The sequence below is a fragment of the Streptomyces sp. NBC_00457 genome (genome assembly GCF_036014015.1).
Lineage (GTDB): Bacteria > Actinomycetota > Actinomycetes > Streptomycetales > Streptomycetaceae > Streptomyces.
The window spans coordinates 8,248,069-8,267,161 of sequence record NZ_CP107905.1 but is presented as its reverse complement, the minus strand read 5'-3'; the positions used below and the strand labels follow the sequence as shown (position 1 = coordinate 8,267,161).

Annotated in this window: 17 protein-coding genes and 2 pseudogenes; 13 read left to right on the top strand and 6 right to left on the bottom strand. The window is 71.1% G+C overall.

Annotated features, from left to right (window positions below; genetic code table 11):
* Positions 1–2 precede the first annotated feature (2 nt).
* Both OG828_RS37780 and cobI read left to right on the top strand, forming a co-directional pair.
* A pseudogene (locus OG828_RS37780) lies at positions 3–1,691 on the top strand (cobyrinate a,c-diamide synthase); the annotation flags it as partial.
* Positions 1,676–2,422 carry a precorrin-2 C(20)-methyltransferase gene (cobI, locus tag OG828_RS37775; RefSeq protein WP_328367056.1) on the top strand — a complete coding sequence of 249 codons (747 nt, stop codon included), beginning with the start codon at positions 1,676–1,678 and terminating at the stop codon, positions 2,420–2,422. The pseudogene OG828_RS37780 and the gene cobI, both read left to right, overlap by 16 nt.
* Before the next feature lie 20 nt (positions 2,423–2,442).
* On the opposite strand, the gene OG828_RS37770 is transcribed toward cobI, so the two are convergent.
* On the bottom strand, positions 2,443–3,159 hold the full coding sequence (locus OG828_RS37770) for a ZIP family metal transporter (RefSeq protein ID WP_328503725.1): 717 nt from the start codon (positions 3,157–3,159) through the stop codon (positions 2,443–2,445).
* A gap of 134 nt (positions 3,160–3,293) precedes the next feature.
* On the opposite strand from OG828_RS37770, the gene cobM reads away from it, so the two are divergent.
* Genes cobM through cobC form a run of 6 tightly spaced genes read left to right on the top strand, consistent with a single transcriptional unit; the run spans position 3,294 to position 9,704 of the window.
* A complete protein-coding gene (cobM, locus tag OG828_RS37765; RefSeq protein ID WP_328503724.1) occupies positions 3,294–4,112 on the top strand; it encodes a precorrin-4 C(11)-methyltransferase in 819 nt (272 codons plus the stop codon).
* Positions 4,109–5,470: a precorrin-6y C5,15-methyltransferase (decarboxylating) subunit CbiE gene (cbiE, locus tag OG828_RS37760; RefSeq protein ID WP_328503723.1), complete on the top strand. Its 1,362-nt coding sequence runs from the start codon at positions 4,109–4,111 to the stop codon at positions 5,468–5,470. Before cobM ends, cbiE begins: the two co-directional genes overlap by 4 nt.
* Positions 5,467–7,146, top strand: coding sequence for a precorrin-3B C(17)-methyltransferase (gene cobJ / locus OG828_RS37755; RefSeq protein ID WP_328503722.1), 1,680 nt, complete (start codon positions 5,467–5,469; stop codon positions 7,144–7,146). The genes cbiE and cobJ overlap by 4 nt, the downstream gene beginning before the upstream one ends.
* On the top strand, positions 7,143–7,745 hold the full coding sequence (locus OG828_RS37750) for a precorrin-8X methylmutase (RefSeq protein ID WP_328367043.1): 603 nt from the start codon (positions 7,143–7,145) through the stop codon (positions 7,743–7,745). The genes cobJ and OG828_RS37750 overlap by 4 nt, the downstream gene beginning before the upstream one ends.
* On the top strand, positions 7,742–8,662 hold the full coding sequence (locus OG828_RS37745; protein ID WP_328503721.1) for a sirohydrochlorin chelatase: 921 nt from the start codon (positions 7,742–7,744) through the stop codon (positions 8,660–8,662). The genes OG828_RS37750 and OG828_RS37745 overlap by 4 nt, the downstream gene beginning before the upstream one ends.
* Positions 8,652–9,704: an Rv2231c family pyridoxal phosphate-dependent protein CobC gene (gene cobC / locus OG828_RS37740; protein ID WP_328503720.1), complete on the top strand. Its 1,053-nt coding sequence runs from the start codon at positions 8,652–8,654 to the stop codon at positions 9,702–9,704. Before OG828_RS37745 ends, cobC begins: the two co-directional genes overlap by 11 nt.
* Before the next feature lie 29 nt (positions 9,705–9,733).
* Here the strand turns inward: cobC and OG828_RS37735 are convergent, their stop codons facing one another.
* The gene (locus OG828_RS37735) at positions 9,734–10,639 is read right to left on the bottom strand and encodes an SCO1860 family LAETG-anchored protein (protein ID WP_328503719.1); all 906 of its coding nucleotides are present in this window, start codon (positions 10,637–10,639) and stop codon (positions 9,734–9,736) included.
* 524 nt (positions 10,640–11,163) lie between these two features.
* Here OG828_RS37735 and OG828_RS37730 point away from each other — a divergent pair.
* Positions 11,164–11,391: pseudogene (locus OG828_RS37730) on the top strand (zinc ribbon domain-containing protein); the annotation flags it as partial.
* Between the two features lie 136 nt (positions 11,392–11,527).
* Here the strand turns inward: OG828_RS37730 and OG828_RS37725 are convergent.
* From OG828_RS37725 to OG828_RS37710, 4 genes are read right to left on the bottom strand one after another with little or no spacing between them, the layout of a single operon-like run.
* A complete protein-coding gene (locus tag OG828_RS37725) occupies positions 11,528–12,622 on the bottom strand; it encodes an amidohydrolase family protein (RefSeq protein ID WP_328503718.1) in 1,095 nt (364 codons plus the stop codon).
* A 22-nt stretch (positions 12,623–12,644) separates the two neighbouring features.
* Complete coding sequence (locus OG828_RS37720; protein WP_328503717.1) at positions 12,645–13,436, bottom strand: amino acid ABC transporter ATP-binding protein; 792 nt, start codon at positions 13,434–13,436, stop codon at positions 12,645–12,647.
* Positions 13,433–14,260: an amino acid ABC transporter permease gene (locus OG828_RS37715; RefSeq protein WP_328367026.1), complete on the bottom strand. Its 828-nt coding sequence runs from the start codon at positions 14,258–14,260 to the stop codon at positions 13,433–13,435. The genes OG828_RS37720 and OG828_RS37715 overlap by 4 nt, the downstream gene beginning before the upstream one ends.
* A complete protein-coding gene (locus tag OG828_RS37710) occupies positions 14,257–15,102 on the bottom strand; it encodes a transporter substrate-binding domain-containing protein (protein ID WP_328503716.1) in 846 nt (281 codons plus the stop codon). The genes OG828_RS37715 and OG828_RS37710 overlap by 4 nt, the downstream gene beginning before the upstream one ends.
* 138 nt (positions 15,103–15,240) lie before the next feature.
* On the opposite strand from OG828_RS37710, the gene OG828_RS37705 reads away from it, so the two are divergent.
* The 4 genes from OG828_RS37705 to ectB all read left to right on the top strand — a co-directional run bounded on the left by OG828_RS37705 (position 15,241) and on the right by ectB (position 19,063).
* On the top strand, positions 15,241–16,341 hold the full coding sequence (locus OG828_RS37705) for a pyridoxal-phosphate-dependent aminotransferase family protein (RefSeq protein WP_328503715.1): 1,101 nt from the start codon (positions 15,241–15,243) through the stop codon (positions 16,339–16,341).
* A gap of 29 nt (positions 16,342–16,370) precedes the next feature.
* A complete protein-coding gene (locus tag OG828_RS37700; protein WP_328441298.1) occupies positions 16,371–16,898 on the top strand; it encodes a DinB family protein in 528 nt (175 codons plus the stop codon).
* Between the two features lie 328 nt (positions 16,899–17,226).
* A complete protein-coding gene (ectA, locus tag OG828_RS37695) occupies positions 17,227–17,745 on the top strand; it encodes a diaminobutyrate acetyltransferase (RefSeq protein WP_210575645.1) in 519 nt (172 codons plus the stop codon).
* Between the two features lie 46 nt (positions 17,746–17,791).
* Positions 17,792–19,063 carry a diaminobutyrate--2-oxoglutarate transaminase gene (gene ectB / locus OG828_RS37690; protein ID WP_328367014.1) on the top strand — a complete coding sequence of 424 codons (1,272 nt, stop codon included), beginning with the start codon at positions 17,792–17,794 and terminating at the stop codon, positions 19,061–19,063.
* Positions 19,064–19,093 lie beyond the last annotated feature (30 nt).

The following is a 19,093-nucleotide window of genomic DNA, read 5'->3' as shown; positions in this document are numbered from 1 at the left end:
TGTCTGTTCCTCGGGTGGTCGTCGCCGCGCCGTCGTCGGGCAGCGGTAAGACCACCGTGGCCACGGGGTTGATGGCCGCGTTCGCCGCGCGGGGGCTTGTCGTGTCTCCGCACAAGGTGGGGCCGGACTACATCGATCCCGGGTATCACGCGCTGGCCACCGGGCGGGTGGGGCGGAATCTCGATGCGTATCTGTGCGGGCCGGAGTTGATCGGGCCGTTGTTCGCGCATGGGGCGCGGGGGTGTGACATCGCCGTCGTCGAGGGGGTGATGGGGCTGTATGACGGGGCTGCGGGGGAGGGTGAGCTGGCGTCGACCGCTCATGTGGCGAAGTTGCTGCGGGCGCCGGTGGTGCTGGTTGTCGATGCGTCGTCGCAGTCTCGGTCCGTGGCGGCGTTGGTGCATGGGTTCGTGTCGTGGGATCCGGAGGTTCGGGTCGGGGGCGTGATCCTGAACAAGGTGGCTTCGGATCGGCATGAGGAGTTGTTGCGGGAGGCGTTGGAGTCGGTGGGGGTGCCGGTTCTGGGGGTGTTGAGGCGGGCGCCGCAGGTGGATACGCCGTCGCGGCATCTGGGGCTGGTTCCGGTTGCGGAGCGGCGGGGGGAGGCGGAGGCGGCTGTTGCGGCGATGGCGGAGCAGGTTGCGCGAGGGTGCGATCTCGAGGGGCTGCTGGAGCTTGCGCGGAGCGCGGGTGCGTTGTCTTGTGCGGCTTGGGATGCGGCTGAGGTGCTGGGTTCTTCGCCCCCGCCGCCCCTACCCGTCCCATCCTCCAGGGGCTCCGCCCCTTCGACCCCGCCAGGGGGCTCCGCCCCCTGGACCCCCGCGGGGCTCCGCCCCTGCACCCCGCCGGGGCTTCGCCCCCAGACCCCCACCGGGGCTCCGCCCCCGCACCCCCGCGGGGCTCCGCCCCTGGACCCCGCTCCTCAAACGCCGGAGGGGCTGAAAATCCCTGAGCCGCCGGACGGGCTGGATTACACGGACGGTGTTCAAGGGTCAGCCCCCTGCGGGTGGGTGGGGGATCGGGATGGCGCCACCCGGCCTCAAACGCCGGACGGGCTGGATTGTGCGGACCGGCGCTCCATGCGAGACAGGCCGGTTGTTGCCGTTGCCGGTGGTTCAGCCTTCACGTTCTCCTATGCCGAGCATACGGAGCTACTGACCGCCGCCGGTGCTGAAGTCGTCGCCTTCGATCCCCTCCGTGATGAGCAACTGCCCGACGGGACACGTGGGTTGGTCATCGGGGGTGGGTTTCCCGAGGTGTATGCCGCTGAGCTGTCCGCCAACGAACCCCTGCGCAAAGCTGTCGCCGCCCTCGCGGAGGCCGGGGCTCCTGTCGCCGCCGAGTGTGCTGGGCTGCTCTATCTGTGCCGGGAGTTGGATGGGCTGCCTATGTGCGGGGTGCTTGATGCGGCGGCCCGGATGAGCGGGCGGCTCACGTTGGGGTATCGGGATGCTGTTGCCGTGAGTGACAGTGTGATCGCGGACGCCGGCGTGCGGATGCGGGGGCATGAGTTTCATCGGACGGTCGTCGAGCCGGGGGCGGGGGCCGCTCCCGCATGGGGTGTGCTTGCTCCTCGGCGGCGGGTCGAAGGTTTCGTACAACAGGGTGTGCACGCGAGTTATCTGCACACGCACTGGGCGTCCGAGCCCGGTGTGGCCCGTCGGTTCGTGGAGAGGTGCCGGACGTCATGAGCAGCAGCAGGTTGATCGGAGTCGGGGTGGGTCCCGGCGATCCGGAGCTGGTGACCGTCAAGGGCGTCAATGCTCTGCGTGCCGCCGATGTCGTCGTCGTGCCGGTCATGGATACCGGGGAGCGGGGGCGGGCCGAGGCCACCGTCTTGCATTACGTTCCCGAAGAGAAAGTCGTGCGGGTCGTCTTCGCGCTGAACGAGCGGAGTGATCGGGGGCGGCGCGAGGCCGCCTGGGACGCTGCCGGGGAGCGGGTGGCCCGGCTCCTCACCACGTACGGGGCCGTTGCCTTTGCCACCATCGGGGATCCCAACGTCTACTCCACGTTCACCTATCTTGCGCAGACCATCGGCGAGTTGGTGCCGGGGACGGTAGTCGAGACCGTGCCTGGGATCACCGCCATGCAGGATCTCGCCTCGCGGTCCGGGGCCGTGCTGACCGAGGGGACCGAGCCGCTCACGCTCGTGCCGGTGACCGCGGGGGCCGCCGTGCTCAAGGATGCGCTGGCCGGGCCGGGGACCGTCGTCGCGTACAAGTTCGGGCGGCAGGCCGGGGAGGTCGCGGAGGCGCTGCGGGAGACCGGGCGGCTGGACGATGCCGTATGGGGATCGGCGCTCGGGCTGCCGGAGGAGTCCGTGCGGCCTGCCGCCGAGCTCGACGGTGAACCTCTCCCCTATCTGTCGACGCTCATCGCGCCCGCGCGGCGCGACGGCGGGCGGGGCGGGAAGCTGTGAACGGCCGCGGTCCGGACGGTTCAGCCGGAGATGCCTACCACCAGCCAGATGAACGCCGCTCCGGCGACCGTGCAGAGCAGGGTCGAGCGGGCGGGGCGCAGGTGGTGGGCCTCGGGGAGGATCTCGGACGCGGCGAGGTAGAGCAGTGCGCCGCCGAACAGGCCGAGGTAGTAGCCGAGCAGCTCCTCCGGGATGGTGAACAGGAGCGTCGAGGCCGCGCCCGCGACGGGGGCCGCCGCGTCCGCCACCAGCATGGCGAGCGCCCGGCGGCGGGCGTTCCCGTACAGGCGAGTGATCGTGTACGTGTTGAAGCCGTCCGCGAAGTCGTGCGCGATCACGGCGAGCGCGACCGTCACGCCCATGTCCCCACCGACCTGGAACGCGGCGCCGATCGCGATGCCGTCCATCGCGCTGTGCCCGACCATCGCGGCCCCCGCCGACAGGCCCACCTCGGGCGTCCGGCCGTTCGGCTCATGCGCCGCGCGTGCTGCCAGCAGCCGTTGCACCAGGTGGGCGAGGAGGAAACCCGCCACGAAGAGCACCAGGGCCGCCGGTACGCCGAAGACGTCCGCGTCCGCCGCGTCGAGCGCCTCCGGCAGCAGGTCCAGGCCGACCACGCCCAGCATCAGGCCGCCGGCCAGGCCCAGGACCAGATGACGGCGGTCGGTCACACGCTGTGCCGTCCAGCCGCCGGCCAGCGTCATCAGGAACGCGCCGAGCGCGACGAAGACCGCCATAGGGCTTTGCTATCCGATCACCCTGCGTGCGCGCATGTGCGGCACCCCCGTATGCACTGACTTTTCGCCCGACTTCGCAAGACCGCTTTGCAGCTTGTCAGACCGCTGTGCTTGTACGAGAGGACCGATTTCCCATGGCCGATGCCACCGCCGGCAAGGTGACCTTCGTCGGTGCCGGCCCCGGCGCCGCCGATCTGCTGACGTTCCGTGCCGCGCGCGCCATCGCCGAGGCCGACGTCGTGATCTGGGCGGCGAGCCTGGTCCAGGCGGAGGTCCTCGAGCATGCGCGCGAGGACGCGGAGATCCTGGACTCGGCGACGATGTCCCTGGAGGACGTGGTCGCCGTGTACGAGCGTGCCCGGACCGATGGTCTGCGGGTCGCCCGTATTCACTCCGGGGACCCCGCTCTCTGGGGCGGTACGCAGGAGCAGCTCGACCGGTGTGCCGCGCTCGGCATCGCCACCGAGGTCGTACCCGGCGTCTCCGCCTTCTCCGCCGTCGCCGCGCTCGCCCAGCGGGAGCTGACGATCCCCGAGGTGGCGCAGTCCGTCGTGCTGACCCGGCTGGGCGGCGGCAAGACGCCGATGCCGCCCGGGGAAGAGGTGCGCGAGTTCGCCAAGCACGGCACGACCATGGCGATCTTCCTGTCGGCCGCCCGGAGCGGACAGCTCGTACGGGAGCTGCTGGAGGGCGGCTATCCGACGTCGACCCCGGTCGTCGTCGCCTACCAGGCGACCTGGCCCGAGGAACTGGTCGTGCGCTGCACGATCGCGACCCTGGAGGAGACGGTCAAGGAGCACAAGCTCTGGAAGCACACCCTCTTCCTGGTCGGCCCCGCCCTCGACGCGCAGGGCACCCGCTCGCACCTGTACCACCCCGGCCATTTCCACGGCTACCGCAAGGCCGACCCCGAGGCCCGCAAGGCGCTGCGCGAGCGAGGGGCGAATACATGATCACGGTCGTCGGTACGGGGACGGGGGCGCCGCCTCCCGAGGACATCCTCGGCGCCGCGGAGCTGGTGGTCGGCGGGCGGCGGCATCTCGACGCCGTACGGCTGCCGTCGGGCGCCGAGCAGGTCGTGCTCGGTCCCCTGGCGCCCGCGCTGGACCGGATCGAGGCGTACGTCGCCAAGCAGGCGCCGGTCGTCGTGCTGGCCTCCGGCGACCCCGGGTTCTTCGGGATCGTGCGGGTGCTGGCCGAGCGCTTCGGTGCCGGGCTGCTCGACATCCGGCCGGGCGTGTCCTCCGTGGCCGCCGCCTTCGCGCGGGCCGGGCTGACGTGGGACGACGCGGTGGTGGTCAGCGCGCACGGGCGGGAGGTGCGGACGGCGGTGAATGTGTGCCGGGCGCATGCGAAGGTCGCGGTGCTGACCGGGCCCGGCGCCGGTCCGGCCGAGCTGGGGGCAGCCCTGCTGCACAGTGAGCGCGTCCTCGTCGTCGCGTCCGCGCTGGGCGACCCCGAGCGGGAGCGGGTGGAGCGGGTGACGCCGCGTGAGGCCGCCGCGCGTGACTGGGGGACGGCGGTGAGTGTGGTGCTGTGCCTGGACGAAGCGCGGTTCCCGGCGTGCACCCGCGGGCCGGTGGGGGCTGGTCGCGCAGTTCCCCGCGCCCCTTCGGGGCGCTGCCGAACCGCTCGACCAGCCACGACGGACCCGCGGCCGGCAGCCGGTCTGCGTACGGTCGCCGGGCCCGGGGTCGGGCCCGACCGATGGGCGCTGGACGAGGGCGAGTTCGCGCACCGCGACTCGATGATCACCAAGTTCGAGGTACGGGCACTGGCGCTGGCCCGGCTCGGGCCGCGCCTCGGTGATCTGGTCTGGGACGTCGGCGCGGGCTCCGGTTCCGTGGCCGTCGAGTGCGCGCGGCTCGGGGCCGCCGTCGTCGCCGTCGAGAAGACCGGGGACAGCGTCGAGCGGATCCGCGCGAACGCCGCCGCACACGGGGTGGACGTCCAGGTTCTCCACGGGAGCGCGCCGGGCGTGCTGTCCGGACTCGACGATCCCGACGCGGTGTTCGTGGGTGGGGGCGGGGGCGATCTGCCGGACATCGTCACCGCGTGTGCGCGGCGGGCGCGGCGGGCGGTGGTCGTCGCGATGGCCGCCCTTGACCGGGTCCCGGCGGTGCGCGAGGCGCTCACCGCGGCCGGGTTCTCCTGCGACGGCGTTCTGCTGCAGTCGTCCCGGCTGGCGCCACTGCCGGGTGATGTGACCCGGCTCGCGGCGACCAATCCCGTTTTCCTGCTGTGGGGCGTCAGGCTTCAAGTACCCCAAGCGCCTCAAGTGCCCAACGAAACCAAGGGAGTTGCCCAGTGATCGGCCTCATTTCCGCCACCGCGGCGGGCGCGGCTGCGCGGGACCGGCTGGCTGCGGCCTGGCCGGAGCGGACTCGGGTGTACGACGGCCCGGTCGGGGACGCCGTACGGGCCGCGTTCGCGGAGTGCGAGCAGCTGGTGTGTTTTCTGGCCACGGGGGCGGTGGTGCGGCTGGTCGCTCCGCTGCTGTCGGACAAGCGGGCCGATCCGGGTGTGGTGTGCGTCGACGAGGGCGGGCGGTTCGCTGTTTCGCTGGTCGGCGGGCATGAGGGCGGGGCGAATGAACTCGCTCTGGAAGTCGGTGAGTTGCTCGGCGCGCGGCCCGTGGTGACCACGGCCACCGATGCCGTCGGGCTGCCGGGCCTCGACACGCTCGGGCTTCCGGTGGAGGGGGCCGTACCCGCGGTCTCCCGCGCCCTGCTGGACGGTGAACCCGTCGCCCTCGTCGCCGAGGTGCCGTGGCCGCTGCCCCCGCTCCCCGTGGCAGCGCGGGGTGCGTACACGATCCGTGTCACCGATCGCACGGTCGAGCCCGCCGAGCGCGAGGTCGTGCTGCGTCCGCCGTCCCTCGTCGTCGGGGTCGGCGCCTCGCGGAACGCTCCCGTCGACGAGGTGCTCGGGCTCATCGAGGGCACGTTGCGGGAGGCGGGGCTGTCCGGTCGTAGCATCGCCGAACTCGCCACCGTCGACGCCAAGGCCGAGGAGCCCGGCATCGTCGCGGCGGCCGAGCGGCTCGGGGTGCCGCTGGTGACGTACTCGGCCGAGGAGCTGGCCGCGGTCGAGGTGCCCAACCCCTCCGACGCGCCGCTCGCCGCCGTCGGCACCCCCTCCGTCGCGGAGGCGTCGGCCCTCGTCGGCGGCGGTGAACTGCTCGTGCCGAAGCGGAAGTCGGCGATGGTCACGTGTGCGGTCGTACGACGCCCCGCGCGCGGGCGTCTCGCGGTGGTCGGGCTCGGACCCGGCGCCCGGGATCTGCTCACCCCGCGGGCGAAGGCCGAACTCCAGCGCGCCGCCGTGCTCGTCGGCCTGGACCAGTACGTCGACCAGATCCGCGATCTGCTGCGGCCCGGCACCCGGGTGCTGGAGTCGGGGCTCGGTGCGGAGGAGGAGCGGGCGCGGACCGCGGTCGCCGAAGCCCGGCGCGGGCAGGCCGTCGCGCTGATCGGCAGCGGGGACGCGGGCGTGTACGCGATGGCCTCCCCCGCGCTCGCGGAGGCCTCCGACGACATCGACGTCGTCGGCGTACCCGGCGTGACCGCGGCGCTCGCCGCCGCCGCGATCCTCGGGGCACCGCTCGGCCACGACCATGTGTCGATCAGCCTGTCCGACCTGCACACGCCCTGGGAGATCATCGAGCGGCGGGTGCGGGCAGCGGCCGAGGCGGACATCGTCGTGACGTTCTACAACCCGCGCAGCCGGGGCCGCGACTGGCAGCTGCCGAAGGCGCTCGCGATCCTCGCCGAGCACCGGGCGGGGACGACACCGGTCGGAGTCGTACGCAACGCCTCACGGCCGGACGAGTCCGGCCGGCTGACGACCCTCGCCGCCCTGGATCCGGCGACGGTCGACATGATGACCGTCGTGACCGTGGGCAACACGGCGACCCGCGAGATCGCGGGCCGCATGGTGACGCCGCGCGGCTACCGCTGGCAGGCACCTCAGGAGGGCGCCGAGTGAACCGTGTGGTCCACCCCATCGAGGAGGAGTCCTACCGGCGGCTGCGCGCCCGCCTGGACACCTCGCACTTCCCGCCGCTGACCCGGGCGGTGGTGGAGCGGGTCATCCACTCCGCCGCCGATCTCGACTACGCGACCGATCTCGTCATGGACGAGGGCGAGCTGGAGAAGGCGCACGCGGCGCTGCACGCCGGGGCGCCCGTCGTCGTCGACGTCGAGATGGTGGCCGCCGGGATCACCCGGCGTGAGACCGTCTGCCGGCTCAAGGACGCCGAGGCCGGGCCGGGGCTGACCCGTTCGGCCCATGCGATCCGGCTCGCCTACGAGCAGGTCGGTCCGGGTGCCCTCTGGGTCATCGGCAACGCGCCCACCGCGCTGGAGGAGCTCCTGACGCTGGACGCCTCCCCCGCGCTCGTCATCGGTCTGCCCGTCGGCTTCGTCGGCGCGACCGAGTCCAAGGCCGCGTTGCGCGAGAGCGGGCTGCCCGCTGTCAGCAACGTGTCCGAGAAGGGCGGTTCGGCGGTCGCCGCCGCCGCGCTCAACGCCCTGCTGTACCACCCCGCTTCGCCATCCGATTCGCCATCCGAGGAGAAACAGTGACCACCGCGCCGCCCGCCCTGCTCATCGCCGGCCACGGCACCCGGGACGACGCCGGAGCCGAGGCGTTCCGCGACTTCGTACGGGAGTTGGGGCTCCGCCACCCCGAACTGCCGGTCGCGGGCGGCTTCATCGAGCTGTCCCCGCCGCCGCTCGGCGACGCGGTGACCGAGCTGGTGGAGCGGGGGGTACAGCGGTTCGCCGCCGTTCCGCTGATGCTGGTGTCCGCCGGGCACGCCAAGGGGGACATCCCGGCGGCGCTGGCCCGCGAGAAGGAACGGCACCCGGGGATCTCGTACACCTACGGCCGTCCCCTGGGCCCGCACCCGGCGCTGCTGAACGTGCTGGAGCGGCGGCTGGACGAGGCCCTGGGCGGGCGCCGGCCCCAGGACCGGGCGGACGTCACCGTGCTGCTGGTCGGGCGGGGGTCCACGGACCCCGACGCCAACGCCGAGGTGCACAAGGCGGCCCGGCTGCTGTGGGAGGGGCGCGGATACGCGGGCGTGGAGACGGCGTTCGTGTCGCTGGCCGCGCCCGACGTGCCGAGCGGGCTCGAGCGGTGCGTGAAGCTGGGCGCGCGGCGGATCGTCGTCCTGCCCTACTTCCTGTTCACCGGCATCCTGCCGGACCGGGTCAAGCAGCAGACCGAGGGCTGGGCCGCCGCGTACCCCGAGATCGAGGTGCGGTCGGCCGAGGTCATCGGCCCGGAGCCGGAGCTGCTCGATCTGGTGATGGAGCGGTACGAGGAGGCCGTCAAGGGCGATCTGCGCATGAACTGCGACTCCTGCGTCTACCGCATCGCACTGCCCGGCTTCGAGGACAAGGTGGGTCTGCCGCAGCAGCCGCACTTCCACCCCGACGACGACGGCCACCACCATCACGGTCACCACCATCACGGCGGACACGCCCATGCACACTGACGGCGGCCACGATCTGCGGCACCACGGTGACGCCGAGGTGCGCGACGACGGATCGGCCCTCGTGGACCTTGCGGTCAATGTCCGCGCCGACACTCCCCCGGCGTGGCTGCGCGCCCGGATCGCCGAGTCACTGACCTCCCTCGCGGCCTACCCGGACGGGCGGGCCGCGCGGGCGGCGGTGGCGGCACGGCATGGGGTCGCCCCGGACCGGGTGCTGCTGACCGCGGGGGCCGCCGAAGCGTTCGTGCTGCTGGCGCGGGCGCTGAAGGTGCGTCAGCCGGTCGTCGTGCACCCGCAGTTCACGGAACCAGAGGCCGCGCTGCGGGACGCCGGCCACACCGTCGACCGGGTGCTGCTCCGGCCGGAGGACGACTTCCGGCTTGACCCGGCCGCCGTACCGGAGGAGGCCGACCTGGTGGTGATCGGCAATCCGACCAACCCCACCTCGGTGCTGCATCCGGCCGGCACGATCGCCGAACTCGTCCGTCCCGGACGGACGTTGGTGGTCGACGAGGCGTTCATGGACGCCGTGCCGGATGAGCAGGAGGCGCTGGCCGGGCGGACGGACGTACCGGGACTGGTCGTCCTGCGCAGTCTGACCAAGACGTGGGGTCTGGCGGGCCTGCGCATCGGCTACGTGCTCGCCGCCCCGGAGACCATCGCCGACCTGGAGCGGGCCCAGCCGCTCTGGCCGGTGTCCACACCCGCGCTGGCCGCGGCACAGGCCTGCGTGGAGCCTCAGGCGCTCGCGGAGGCGGCCCACGCGGCGCACCGCATCGCCGCCGACCGGGCCCATCTGGTCGCCGGGCTGAGGGAGTTCGACGGACTGCGGGTCGTGGCGCCCGCCGAGGGGCCCTTCGTCCTCATACGCCTGGCGCACGCGGCCGCCGTACGGCGACGGCTGCGCGCGCTGGGGTTCGCGGTGCGGCGCGGAGACACTTTCCCGGGTCTGGACGAGGAGTGGCTGCGGCTGGCCGTACGGGACCGCAGCACGGTCGACTCCTTCCTCCACGCCCTGCGCCAGGCGCTTGCCGGTCCCTGAGCACCCGCATGATGAAAACCGCTAGCCGGTCAGCTCCGGCGACGGCGTGACAGCACCACCGCACCGCCGCCCGCCACGACCAAGGCGATCGCTCCGGCCGCGAGGTACGGGGTCGCCGAGTTGCCGCCGGTCTCGGCCAACCCGTCCTCGGCCGGGGCGCCTTGGGGCTTCACGTCGGCCGCCGGGTCCTCGCTCGGGGCGGTGGACGCGGCGGGTGCCGCCGGTGCCTCGCAGGTCGCCTCGGCGAGGGTGAGCGTGCCGGTCACTTCGGCCACGTTGAGCTTCAACGGGTTGACGGAGACGGTGAGTTCGAGGGCGGTGGCGGCCGCCGTACGGGACGTCGTCTCCGTCTTCGACAGATCCAGCCTGACCTCGCCGACGCCGGGCACCTTCACGTCCGTCGTGCCGCCGGTGGACACCGTGACCTTCTTGCCCAGTACGGTGACGGCGCCCAGCAGGTTGGAGGAGGCGCTCGGCTTCTCGCCGGCCTCGCAGGTGGCCTTCGACGTCACGCCCTCGAGCTCGATGAGCGACAGCAGCGGCAGGCCGGGGACATGGACCTTGGCGTGGGCGAGGTCGGTGGAGGCCTGCGCCGTGCCGTCGGCGACGGTCGCCTTCGCCGCCGCCGCGTCGGCTTGCAGCACCTGGATCGGCTGTCCGCCCTCGACGCCGTTCAACTTGGCGGTGAGCGCGGCCTTCTCGGCGCTCTGGGGCGCCCGCACCTCGTTGAGGGAGACGGTAAGGGGGACGTTCACGGTCTTGTTGAGCAGGGACACATCGAGCCCGGTGCGCAGGACGACGGCGTTGGCACGGCCCTCGTCGGTCGCGTGGGCGGGCCCCGCGCCGGCCAGGGCGGCGGGACCGGCGGCCAGGGCGGTGGCCGTCGCGACGGTGGCGAAACGCCGTGCGGGCATACGGAAGTTGGTGCCGTTCAAGGTGGGGGACCCCCAGAAGAGACAGGCTTGGGACCCGGCAAGGATTACGCACTGAGAGTGAACCGACGGCATTCCGGTGCCACTTCACCCCAACGTGCGTTTTCCGTGAACGCTTTCGAATCACTCGGCACGGGTGTTCCACGACTTCACCCGATCACCGTCGTTTGGCCGCGGGTCGCGCTCGGCACCGGGAGCGCGAGCGAAAATGCTCAACGAGTCGACGCACCGGACCGTCACGCTCCGTCAAGTCCGGAACTCATCCTTCTCTTTGGCTCCTGCCAGCGACCCCCGAGAAGGCTGGCACCCCAACAGCGAACGCACCGATCCTGCCCGGCCAAGAACACCGGCGCCGGTCCCCTCTGACGAGCAACCTGGACGCGGGCAACGTGGGTCTGACTGGACGACGCCTCCCCCAACCCGCCAATCGGCTTCTCCTCCTTCCTTCACCTGGCCCTCAGCTCACAGAGTCATCCGCCATTCCGAATGCCATCGGCTGGCCCTGCAGCCGCCCTCGCCCGTACGGCTCGAACCGGGTCTCGCAGGCCCGATTCGTTTGCCGGAGCTGCGGGTTCGTTGATCACGCAGACCGGAACGGCTCCCGCAACATCCGCGCTCGTGCGTGGGAGTTGTGGCGACGCGGGGCCGAGTCAACGGCCCCTGCCCCACCGCCGGAGCGCACGCGCCCGGTTGGGGCTGGACGCAAACGCAGCATCACCGCCAGTGATGCCCGTTGTGCAAGCCCAGCGCTTTGATGCCGGGTAGTTGACCAAGAACCAGAAGGGTCAGTGCGCCGGCCCTCCGGCGTCCACTTCCGCGTCGAGCAAGCAGTTAGAGAGGTACTGTCTCCGGACAGGTTACTGAGAGGCTTCCGTGACTCGGCGTTCGGCCCTAGCCGACGACGCGCCCGTTCAGCACTACCGTGCGCGGGTCCGCCAGCACCCGTACGTCGGCGCGTGGGTCCACTTGGTACACGACGACGTCCGCCGGTGCGCCCTCCTCCAGACCCGTCCGGCCCAGCCACCGCCGCGCCCCCCACGCCGTCGCCGACAGGGCCTGCACCGGCGGGATTCCGGCCGTGACCAGTTCCGCCACCTCGCCCGCCACCAAACCATGGGCCAGGGAGCCGCCCGCGTCCGTGCCGACGTAGACGGGGATGCCGGCGTCGTAGGCGTTGCGGACGGTGTCGTAGCGGCGTTCGTGGAGGCGGTGCATGTGGGCGGACCAGCGGGGGTAGCGGGTCTCGCCGCCGGCGGCGAGTTGGGGGAAGGTGGCGATGTTGACGAGGGTGGGGACGACGGCGACGGAGCGTTCGGCGAAGAGGGGGATCAGGTCGTCCGTGAGGCCGGTCGCGTGCTCGATGCAGTCGATGCCGGACTCGACGAGGTCGCGGAGGGAGTCCTCGGCGAAGCAGTGGGCCGTCACGCGGGCGCCGAGGCGGTGGGCCTCCGCGATCGCCGCCGCCACCGCCTCCCGCGGCCAGCACGCCGCCAGATCGCCGAGGTCGCGGTCGATCCAGTCGCCGACCAGCTTGACCCAGCCGTCGCCGCGCCGGGCCTCCTGGGCGACGTAGGCGACCAGGTCGTCCGGTTCGATCTCGTGGGCGAAGTTGCGGATGTAGCGGCGGGTGCGGGCGATGTGCCGGCCGGCCCGGATGATCTTCGGCAGGTCCTCGCGGTCGTCGATCCAGCGGGTGTCCGAGGGCGAGCCGGCGTCCCGGATCAGCAGGGTCCCGGCCTCCCGGTCCGTCAGCGCCTGTTTCTCGGCGACGGCCGCGTCGACCGGTCCGTGCGGGCCCAGGCCGACATGGCAGTGCGCGTCGACCAGGCCGGGCAGGGCCCAGCCCTCGACGGTCCGGACGTCACGGGCGCCGGCGGGACGGTCGTACGAGATCCTCCCGCCGATCACCCAGAGTTCGTCGCGGACGTCGTCGGGCCCGACGAGGACCCGGCCCTTCACGTGCAGCACCGCACCCTGATCGCTCATACAGGGCACCCTAATCAAGCCGCTACTCGGACTTCCCCACCTGGTCCGACGTCTCCTCCTCGACTTCGGCCATCGCGGGGTCCAGGAGCCGCGACAGGAAGTGGCGGGTGCGTTCGTGGGCCGGATTGGTGATGACCTGGTCCGGGGTGCCGTCCTCGACGATCACTCCGCCGTCCATGAAGACGACGCGGTCGGCGACTTCGCGGGCGAAGGTCATCTCGTGGGTGACGACCATCATGGTCATGCCCTCGTTGGCGAGCATGCGCATGACGGCCAGGACGTCCCCGACCAGCTCCGGGTCGAGCGCCGACGTGGGTTCGTCGAACAGCATCACCTCGGGGCCCATCGCCAGCGCGCGGGCGATGGCGACGCGCTGCTGCTGGCCGCCGGAGAGGGACGACGGGTACGCCGTCGCCTTCTCGGACAGACCCACCCGCTCCAGGTTCTCGGCGGCGACCTTCGCGGCCTCCGCCTTGCCCCGCCCCAGCACCCGCCGCTGCGGCAGCGTGAGGTTCTCGGTCACCGAGAGATGCGGGAAGAGGTTGAACTGCTGGAAGACCATGCCGATACGGCGGCGTACCGCGTCGATGTCGACATCGGGGTCGGTGAGTTCCGTACCGCCGACGAAGACCTGGCCCTTGGTGGGTTGTTCGAGCAGGTTCACGCAGCGCAGCAGCGTGGACTTGCCGGAGCCGGACGGGCCGATCACGCACACGACCTCGCCCTGGTTGATCTCCAGGTCGATGCCGCGCAGCACCTCGTTGTCGCCGAAGGACTTGTGCAGGCCCCGGACGTGGATCTCTGGACGGGTCACTTCACGGCCTCCTGGGCCTTGGCCTCCATGCGGCGTACGACGAAGCCGAGCGGGATCGTGACGAGCAGGTAGCACAGGCCCGCGACCAGGATCGGCGTGGAGTTGGCGGTCTGGCTGGCCAGGTCGCGGCCGAACTTGGACAGTTCCCGCTCCTCCAGTGTGACGCCGAGGAACAGCACGAGGGAGGAGTCCTTGAACAGGAGCACCAACTCGTTGGTCAGCGGCGGCAGGATGATCCGGAAGGCCTGGGGGATGATGATCGAGATCATCGCCCGCGCCGGTGAGAAGCCCAGCGAACGGGCCGCCTCCATCTGCCCCTTGGGCACCGCCTGGATACCCGCGCGGATCGTCTCCGCCATGTAGGCCGCGGACACCAGGCCGAGCGCGAGCGCGACCTTGCCGTAGGTGCCGCCGGGGATCTCCGTGCCCGGGAAGGCGAGCGGCACGGCCACGCCGACGAAGATGAAGATCAGCAGGGCGGGCAGACCGCGGAAGATCTCGATGTAGACGCTCGCCAGCCAGCGGTACGGGCCGACGGACGACAGCCGCATCAGCGCGATCACCATGCCGAGGACCAGTCCGAAGACGAAGCCGGACAGGGTGTAGAGCACGGTGTTCTTCAGCGCCAGCGTGATGACGTCCGGGAACATCTGTTCGGCGATGTCCGCCTGCGCGAACTGGTTCTGCAGCCGGTCCCAGTCGGCCGAGACCGCGAAGGCGATCACGGCCGCGAGGAAGACGGTGTACTGGATGCCGCGCGAGACCCGGCGCTTCTGGCGCCGGGTCAGGCCCTTCTTCTTCGGCTGTACGGTGACGTCCGTCATGAGGCCGACGGGGAGGCCGCGGCCTCGTCGTACGGGCCGATCCACTGCCCGTACAGCTTCTTGTACGTCCCGTCCGCCTTGGCGTCCGCGAGCGCCTTGTTGATGGCGTCGACGAGCTTGGTGTTGCCCTTCTTCACCGAGAAGCCGTACTGCTCACCGGTGTTGATCTGCTCGGCGACGTCGAAGGCGGCGGCGTTGGCCTTGTCCTTCAGCCAGCCCTGCACGACCGGGTAGTCGATCACGACGGCCTCGACCTGGCCGGTGCGCAGGGCGTTGAGGACGGCGTCGGAGGACTCGAGGGAGACCGGGTCGAGGCCCTTGCTCTTGGCGTAGTCCTCGCCGGTGGTCTGCGCCTGGGCGCCGACATCCTTGCCCTTGAGCTGTGCGAAGGACGTGATGCCGCTCTTCTTATCGACCAGCACGCCCTGGGTGGCCTCGAAGTACGGGTCCGAGAAGTCGACGTTCTTCTTGCGCTCGTCGGTGATGGTCATGCCGGCCGCGGCCAGGTCGCACTGGCCGGCGTTGAGGGAGCCGCCGGTCTTGAAGTTCTCGAAGGGCTGGTCGACGATGTCCTGCTGGACGCCCAGGTCCTTGGCGACCAGGTCGATCAGGGAGACATCGAAGCCCTGCACCTTGCCGTCGATCTCCGACTGGAACGGCGGGTACGGCAGGTGCGTGCAGGTGGTGAGCTTGCCCGCCTTGACGACTTCGACGCCGCCGGCCGCGGTCTTCGTACCCCCGCCGCCGTCGCCGTCGGAGGAACAGCCGACCACGAGCACCAGCCCGGCCGTCGCGGTGGTGGCCGCCAGAATGCGGGTGCGGCGCCCGAGGGTCGTCTTCAAGGGTGGGCCTCCTGTCAGGGAACGGTGAGTTCCGATTATAAGGATAGGTTTGAGTCACTCAAACCAAACCGATGGCTGTGAAGTCGTTCTGCCTAAGATCGGCGGAGTAGACCTCCACGAAGGAAGTGAGCAACCGCGATGGCCCACCCATTCCTCGATCTGGCCCCGCTGAGCGCCGCGCACTTCGCGTCCGTGGAGGACCGCGTGGCACGACTGCTGGGTACCCGGCAGGACGTGGTGATCATGCAGGGTGAGGCGCTGCTGCCGCTGGAGGGGGCGATCCGCGCGGCCGCCGGGCCCGGCACGACCGCGCTGAACGTGATCACCGGGCCGTACGGGCAGACCTTCGGCGACTGGCTGCGGGACTGCGGCGCCACGGTGATCGATCTCGCGGTGCCCTTCCACACGGCGGTCACCGCCGCGCAGATCCGGGACGCCTTCGCCGAGCACCCGGAGATCGACTTCGTGTCGCTGGTGCACGCCGAGGCCGCGACCGGCAACACCAACCCCGTCGCGGAGATCGGCGAGGTCGTACGGCGGCACGGCGCGCTCTTCTACCTGGACGCCGTCGCCTCCGTGGGGGCCGAGCCGGTGCTGCCGGACGCGTGGGGCGTGGACCTGTGCGTGATCGGGGCGCAGAAGGCGATGGGCGGGCCCGCGGGGGTGTCGGCGGTGTCGGTGAGCGAGCGGGCGTGGGCGCGGATGGCGGCGAATCCCCGGGCGCCGCGCCGGTCGTATCTCTCGCTGCTCGACTGGAAGGAGCGGTGGATCGACGGCGGGCGCCGGGCGCTGCCGCATGCCCCGGCCCAGCTGGAGATGCTGGCGCTGGAGGCGTGCGTGGCGCGGATCGAGGCGGACGGCCCGGACACCGTGATGGCCCGGCACGCGTGTGCCGCCGCGGCGACGCGGGCGGGCGCGTCGGCGCTGGGCGGCGGGCTGGAGCCGTATGTGTACGAGGCCGCGGACGCGGCGCCGGTGGCCACGACGCTGCGGGCGCCGGCGGGGGTGGTGGCGTCCGAGCTGGTGGCGCGGGCGCTGGCGTGGGATCCCGCGCTGCCGCTGGCCGCGGGCGGGGGCGCGCTGGCCAAGGAGATGATCCGGGTGAACCACTACGGCGCCGACGCGACGCGGGGAGCGGTCCAGGCGAGTCTGGCGGCGCTGGGGGCGGCGCTCGCCGAGAAGGGGCTGAAAGTGGATCTGGCCGGCGCCCGGCGGGCGGCCGAGAGTGCCTGGGTGTAGTTGTCAGTGCCCCGTGCCATGCTCGCTCCATGGCTTCCAACACACCCCTCACTCTGCCCGACGGTCGCCCCATCCCTCTCATGACCGGTGACGAACTCCCCATGCTCCAGAGCTGGTTGGCCTTTCACCGGGCCACGCTCCAGCTGAAGTGCGCGGGTCTTGACGACACTCAGGTGCGGCTGGCGTCCGTCGAGCCGTCCTCGCTCACCCTCCTCGGGCTCGTGCAGCATCTCGCCGAGATCGAACGGAACTGGTTCCAGCGGGTGTTCGCCGGGCTGGACGTGCCGCCGATATACGGGGAGCGGAGCGGGTATGTCCTGGACCCCGACCGCGGGCTGGACGAGGCGCTCACGGTGTGGCGGCAGGAGGTCGCCCGGAGCGAAGAGCTGATCGCCGGGCGGTCGCTCGACGAGACCGGGCGGATGGTGGACGAGCCCGTGGCCGGTCTGGAGGTCAGCCTGCGGTGGGTGCTGATCCACATGATCGAGGAGTACGCCCGGCACAACGGCCATGCGGACCTGCTGCGGGAGCGGATCGACGGAGTGACCGGAGCGTGAATTCGGCATTGAATTCCAGGATTGCCGGCCTGGAATTCGGGAATTCAGCCGAGAGCAGCTTCCCGTATTCTTCTGCCCGCTTTCCCTCGACCTAAACACAGAGATTTCGCGGACGTCAGCGGGTGCGTTTCGGGCAGATCTCGCGAGGGTTGCATGGTTGTGACGCGTTACACATGGCCATCGATTTGCCCGTTATATGCAGGTCAAATCGCCACAAACGGCCCGCTCTCATGCATCCGCTCACGCCCGCGCGATAACACATGAACCGCCGACACGTAACCCCGTCCGGCCATGCAATTCGGATTTTCCCTCGGTAAATTCAATTCGCATGACTGCCGCACAAGCAGACTTGCACGCAGACCTGCACATCGACCGTCCGGCGGTGTCGGACGGCGCCGCGCTCTGGCGGATCGCCAGAGACTCGGGGAAGCTCGACCTCAACTCCTCGTACAGCTATCTGCTGTGGTGCCGTGACTTCGCCGGTACGTCGGCCGTGGCGCGCGCCGCCGACGGAAGGCCCGTCGGCTTCGTCACCGGGTATGTGCGGCCCGAGCGCCCGCGGACCCTGCTGGTGTGGCAGGTGGCCGTCGACTCCGGGCACCGGGGACAGGGGCTCGCCGCCCGGCTGCTGGACGGGCTCACCGCGCGCGTCGCGGCCGAGCGCCCGCTGACCGACATCGAGACCACCATCACGCCGGGCAACACCGCGTCCGAGCGGCTCTTCACCTCGTACGCCGAACGCCACGGTGCGCGCGTCGAGCGTGAAGTCCTGTTCGAGGCGGGGCACTTCCCCGACGGTCCGCACGATCCCGAAGTGCTGTACCGCATCGGGCCCCTGTCTCTCTGACCTCCCCCTCACCCCCACACTCTTACGCTTCGAGGAGCGATTCGTCGTGACCATCACCCAGCCCGACCTCAGCGTCTTCGAAACCCTGGAGTCCGAGGTACGCAGCTACTGCCGCGGCTGGCCCACCGTCTTCGACCGCGCGCAGGGCAGCCGTATGTACGACGAGGACGGGCACGAGTACCTGGACTTCTTCGCCGGCGCCGGATCCCTGAACTACGGGCACAACAACCCCGTGCTGAAACGGGCGTTGATCGACTACCTGGAGCGGGACGGCGTCACGCACGGGCTCGACATGTCGACCACCGCCAAACGCACCTTCCTGCAGACCTTCCAGGACCTCGTGCTGCGCCCGCGTGACCTGCCGTTCAAGGTCATGTTCCCGGGCCCGACCGGCACCAACGCCGTGGAGTCCGCGCTGAAGCTGGCGCGGAAGGTGAAGGGCCGCGAGGCCATCGTGTCGTTCACCAACGCCTTCCACGGCATGTCGCTCGGGTCGCTCGCCGTGACCGGCAACGCCTTCAAGCGGGCCGGCGCGGGCGTCCCGCTGGTGCACGGCACGCCGATGCCGTTCGACAACTACTTCGACGGCACGGTCGAGGACTTCCTGTGGTTCGAGCGGCTGCTCGAGGACCAGGGCTCCGGGCTCAACAAGCCCGCCGCCGTGATCGTCGAGACCGTGCAGGGCGAGGGCGGCATCAACGTGGCCCGCCCGGAATGGCTGCGGGCGCTGTCCGAGCTGTGCGAGCGGCAGGACATGCTGCTCATCGTCGACGACATCCAGATGGGCTGCGGACGTACGGGCGCGTTCTTCTCCTTCGAGGAGGCGGGCATCACGCCCGACATCGTGACCGTGTCGAAGTCCATCAGCGGCTACGGGCTGCCGATGTCGCTGTGCCTGTTCAAGCCCGAGCTGGACATCTGGGAGCCGGGCGAGCACAACGGCACCTTCCGCGGCAACAACCCCGCCTTCGTCACGGCCACCGCGGCCCTGGAGGCGTACTGGGCCGACGGGTCCGCGATGGAGAAGCAGACCCGGACCAAGGGTGAGCAGATCGAGCAGGCGCTGATCTCCATCACCGAGGAGAACCTGGCCGACGTCAAGGAGTACCGGGGCCGCGGACTGGTGTGGGGCATGGAGTTCCACGACAAGGACCGCGCCGGCCGGATCGCCAAGCGAGCCTTCGAACTCGGGCTGCTCATCGAGACGTCCGGCCCCGAGAGCGAGGTCGTCAAACTGCTGCCCGCCCTCACCACCACCCCCGAAGAGCTCGACGAGGGCCTGCGCGTCCTCGCTCGTGCCGTACGCGAAACCGTGTGACTCGACCGAGTCACTCTTAAGAGAGGGAGC

Bases quoted from the DNA above. Each gene is read 5' to 3' on its own strand.
- OG828_RS37705 (WP_328503715.1), top strand. From the start codon at position 15,241: ATGGCCCACCCATTCCTCGATCTGGCCCCGCTGAGCGCCGCGCACTTC.
- cobM (WP_328503724.1), top strand. From the start codon at position 3,294: ATGGCCGATGCCACCGCCGGCAAGGTGACCTTCGTCGGTGCCGGCCCC.
- OG828_RS37715 (WP_328367026.1), bottom strand. From the start codon at position 14,260: ATGACGGACGTCACCGTACAGCCGAAGAAGAAGGGCCTGACCCGGCGC.
- cbiE (WP_328503723.1), top strand. From the start codon at position 4,109: ATGATCACGGTCGTCGGTACGGGGACGGGGGCGCCGCCTCCCGAGGAC.
- OG828_RS37700 (WP_328441298.1), top strand. From the start codon at position 16,371: ATGGCTTCCAACACACCCCTCACTCTGCCCGACGGTCGCCCCATCCCT.
- OG828_RS37770 (WP_328503725.1), bottom strand. From the start codon at position 3,159: ATGGCGGTCTTCGTCGCGCTCGGCGCGTTCCTGATGACGCTGGCCGGC.
- ectA (WP_210575645.1), top strand. From the start codon at position 17,227: ATGACTGCCGCACAAGCAGACTTGCACGCAGACCTGCACATCGACCGT.
- OG828_RS37725 (WP_328503718.1), bottom strand. From the start codon at position 12,622: ATGAGCGATCAGGGTGCGGTGCTGCACGTGAAGGGCCGGGTCCTCGTC.
- cobC (WP_328503720.1), top strand. From the start codon at position 8,652: ATGCACACTGACGGCGGCCACGATCTGCGGCACCACGGTGACGCCGAG.